Origin of the sequence: Thiocystis minor, assembly GCF_016653465.1 — a bacterium.
Classification (GTDB): domain Bacteria; phylum Pseudomonadota; class Gammaproteobacteria; order Chromatiales; family Chromatiaceae; genus Chromatium; species Chromatium minus.
The window spans coordinates 1-2693 of record NZ_NHSQ01000078.1 but is presented as its reverse complement, the minus strand read 5'-3'; the positions used below and the strand labels follow the sequence as shown (position 1 = coordinate 2693).

General features: G+C 64.9%; 5 protein-coding genes. 4 read left to right on the top strand and 1 reads right to left on the bottom strand.

Translation table 11 applies throughout. The annotated features are described in order from the left end of the window. The first annotated feature begins 224 nt into the window (after nucleotides 1-224). The 3 genes from CCR95_RS10730 (at nucleotide 225) to CCR95_RS10720 (ending at nucleotide 1823) form a co-directional block, all read left to right on the top strand. On the top strand, nucleotides 225-503 hold the full coding sequence (locus CCR95_RS10730) for an NHLP leader peptide family RiPP precursor (RefSeq protein ID WP_201094216.1): 279 nt from the start codon (nucleotides 225-227) through the stop codon (nucleotides 501-503). A gap of 446 nt (nucleotides 504-949) precedes the next feature. Beyond that, entirely contained in the window at nucleotides 950-1216 is a 267-nt protein-coding gene (locus CCR95_RS10725) for an NHLP leader peptide family RiPP precursor (RefSeq protein ID WP_201094215.1), read from the top strand. Between the two features lie 337 nt (nucleotides 1217-1553). After that, complete coding sequence (locus CCR95_RS10720) at nucleotides 1554-1823, top strand: NHLP leader peptide family RiPP precursor (protein ID WP_201094213.1); 270 nt, start codon at nucleotides 1554-1556, stop codon at nucleotides 1821-1823. Between the two features lie 102 nt (nucleotides 1824-1925). Here the strand turns inward: CCR95_RS10720 and CCR95_RS10715 are convergent, their stop codons facing one another. Continuing rightward, complete coding sequence (locus CCR95_RS10715; RefSeq protein WP_201094211.1) at nucleotides 1926-2168, bottom strand: hypothetical protein; 243 nt, start codon at nucleotides 2166-2168, stop codon at nucleotides 1926-1928. Nucleotides 2169-2277: 109 nt separating this feature from the next. On the opposite strand from CCR95_RS10715, the gene CCR95_RS10710 reads away from it, so the two are divergent. Then, a complete protein-coding gene (locus CCR95_RS10710) occupies nucleotides 2278-2556 on the top strand; it encodes an NHLP leader peptide family RiPP precursor (protein ID WP_201094209.1) in 279 nt (92 codons plus the stop codon). Nucleotides 2557-2693: the final 137 nt, after the last annotated feature.

Genomic DNA, 2693 nt, shown 5'->3' with positions numbered 1-2693 from the left:
TGCAGCCATCGATACCAACGCCACACAGACTGCCGGAGCCGGTTACGATCGGCTCCTTGCTCATGAAGCCGGCGCGCACGGGCGAGGCGTCGGTCGATGAATGGATCGTTGCAACCATCCCGCTCCCATTGGCGTAAAGTCCCGGCGCGGACCGCGGTGCGGGTTCGGCTCCTCACCCGCCGTCGCGTGACCTCACGAGGCGCCTTCAACCACAGGATCGAGCCATGAACGACCAAGCGAAGCAGTATCAGCAACTCATCGCCAAGTGCTGGGCGGATGAGGATTTCAAGCAGCGGCTGCTGGCCGATCCGGCCGGGACACTGGCGGCGGAGGGGATGGCGGTGCCCGAGGGGGTCACGCTGCGGGTGATGGAGAATACCGCCCAGGCGGTGACGCTGGTGATTCCGGCCCGGTCTACCGAGTTGACGGATGAGGTGCTGGAGGGGAGCGTGGGGGGGAGTGTTTCGTTGTGGCCGCCTTTGATTCATGCGGTCGGGGGTTAAGGCGCGGGTAGCCAGTGGTCTTGGTAGTAAGTATCTGACGGGCAAGCAGGGGTGAGGCGGACCGCAAGGGACCGCCGTCATGGGCGAATCCCAGGCGCCCGACCGGCCGGTGCCCGTTCAGTCGGGGCGTGGTGAAGCGCCGTCGTTGTGGAGATGCTGGAGGACGTGGATCCAGAGGCGGGTGAATCGCCCCTTGGCACTAACCCGGCCGCGCAGCCCGCCGTGCAGCCATCGATACCAACGCCACACAGACTGCCGGAGCCGGTTACGATCGGCTCCTTGCTCATGAAGCCGGCGCGCACGGGCGAGGCGTCGGTCGATGAATGGATCGTTGCAACCATCCCGCTCCCCTTGGCGTAAACTCCCGGCGCGGACCGCCGCGCGGTTCGGCTCCTCACCCGCCGCCGCGTGACCTCACGAGGCGCCTTTCACCACAGGATCACGCCATGAACGACCAAGCGAAACAGTATCAACAACTCATCGCCAAGTGCTGGGCGGATGACGCCTTCAAGCAGCGGCTGCTGGCCGATCCGGCCGGGACGCTGGCGGCGGAGGGGATTGACGTTCCCGCCGGCGTCAGCGTCAAGGTTGCGGAAAACACCGAGCAGGTGTTTCATCTGGTGATACCCGCCTGTCCCACTGATCTGTCCGACGATGTGATAGCTGCCGCCGTTGGTGGTAGGTGTTGTGCGTGTGGTTGTATGAGTGGGTGATTGTGGTGTGAATAACAAGGTGTCAATCGAGGATGCGCGAGCCCGTTGGGCTCGCGTCAAGTCGCCACCGCTGTCGCACCCAAGTGGCCGGAGGCCGTTTCGTCGGGGCGAAGCGAAGGACCGGTGAGGTGAAGTCGCTTGAGGACGGTGATCCAGAGGTGGGTGAGCCGCCCCTTGCTCATGAAGCTGGCGGACACGGGCGATGAGTCGATGGATTGATCGTTGCAACCATCCCGCTCCCATTGGCGTAAATTCCCGGCGCGGACCGCCGCGCGGTTCGACTCCTCACCCGCCGCCGTGTGACCTCACGAGGCGCCTTTAACCACAGGATCACGCCATGAACGACCAAGCGAAACAGTATCAGCAACTCATCGCCAAGTGCTGGGCGGATGACGCCTTCAAGCAGCGGCTGCTGGCCGATCCAGCCGGGACGCTGGCGGCGGAGGGGATTGACGTTCCCGCCGGCGTCAGCGTCACGGTCGCGGAAAACACCGAGCAGGTGTTTCATCTGGTCATCCCTGCCCGCCCCAGTGATCTGTCGGACGGCGTCTTAGATGGTGTCTCTTCCGGGCTCTGCTCTGGCGGTTGTATCGTTCCACGTCCGTAGGGACACCGTGCTTGATCTGCAAGGGTGTCAATGAGGAGACGCGAGCCCGTTGGGCTCGCCATCAGTCGCCACCGCTGTCGCACCCAACCGGCCGGAGGCCGTTCAGTCGGGGCGAAGCGAACGGCCCGTGAGGTGAAGTCGCTTGAGGGCCATGATCCAGAGGTGGGTGTGGGTGAAGCGCCCCCCTTGATCTCTTCTGGGGTGCTGACCCGCCCGCGCCGTCCGCCCCGTGCCGCCATCCAGACCAAGGTCGCACAGACCGCCGGAGCCGCTGGCAGTTGGCTCCCGGTTCGTGACCGCCGGCGCGCACGGGCGATGCGTCGGTCGATGGATGGATCTTTGCAACCATCCCGCTCCCATTGGCGTAAACTCCCGGCGCGGACCGCCGCGTGGTTCGACTCCTCACCCGCCGCCGAGTGACCTCACGAGGCGCCTTCAACCACAGGATCAAGCCATGAACGACCAAGCGAAGCAGTATCAGCAACTCATCGCCAAGTGCTGGGCGGATGACGCCTTCAAGCAGCGGCTGCTGGCCGATCCGGCCGGGACGCTGGCGGCGGAGGGGATGGCCCTGCCCGAGGGGATGACGCTGCGGGTGGTGGAGGATACCGCCCAGGCGGTGACGCTGGTGATTCCGGCCCGGCCAATCGAGTTGACGGATGAGATGCTCGTTGGGAGCGTAGGCGGCGCGTTAGATTCTTGTTTTTATGGTGTTTGTAGGTGTTGTTGTTGATGGCACGAGGAAGTATCTGACGGGCAAGCAGGGGTGAGGCGGACCGCAAGGGACCGCCGTCATGGGCGAATCCCAGGCGCCCGACCGGCCGGTGCCCGTTCAGTCGGGGCGTGGTGAAGCGCCGTCGTTGTGGAGAT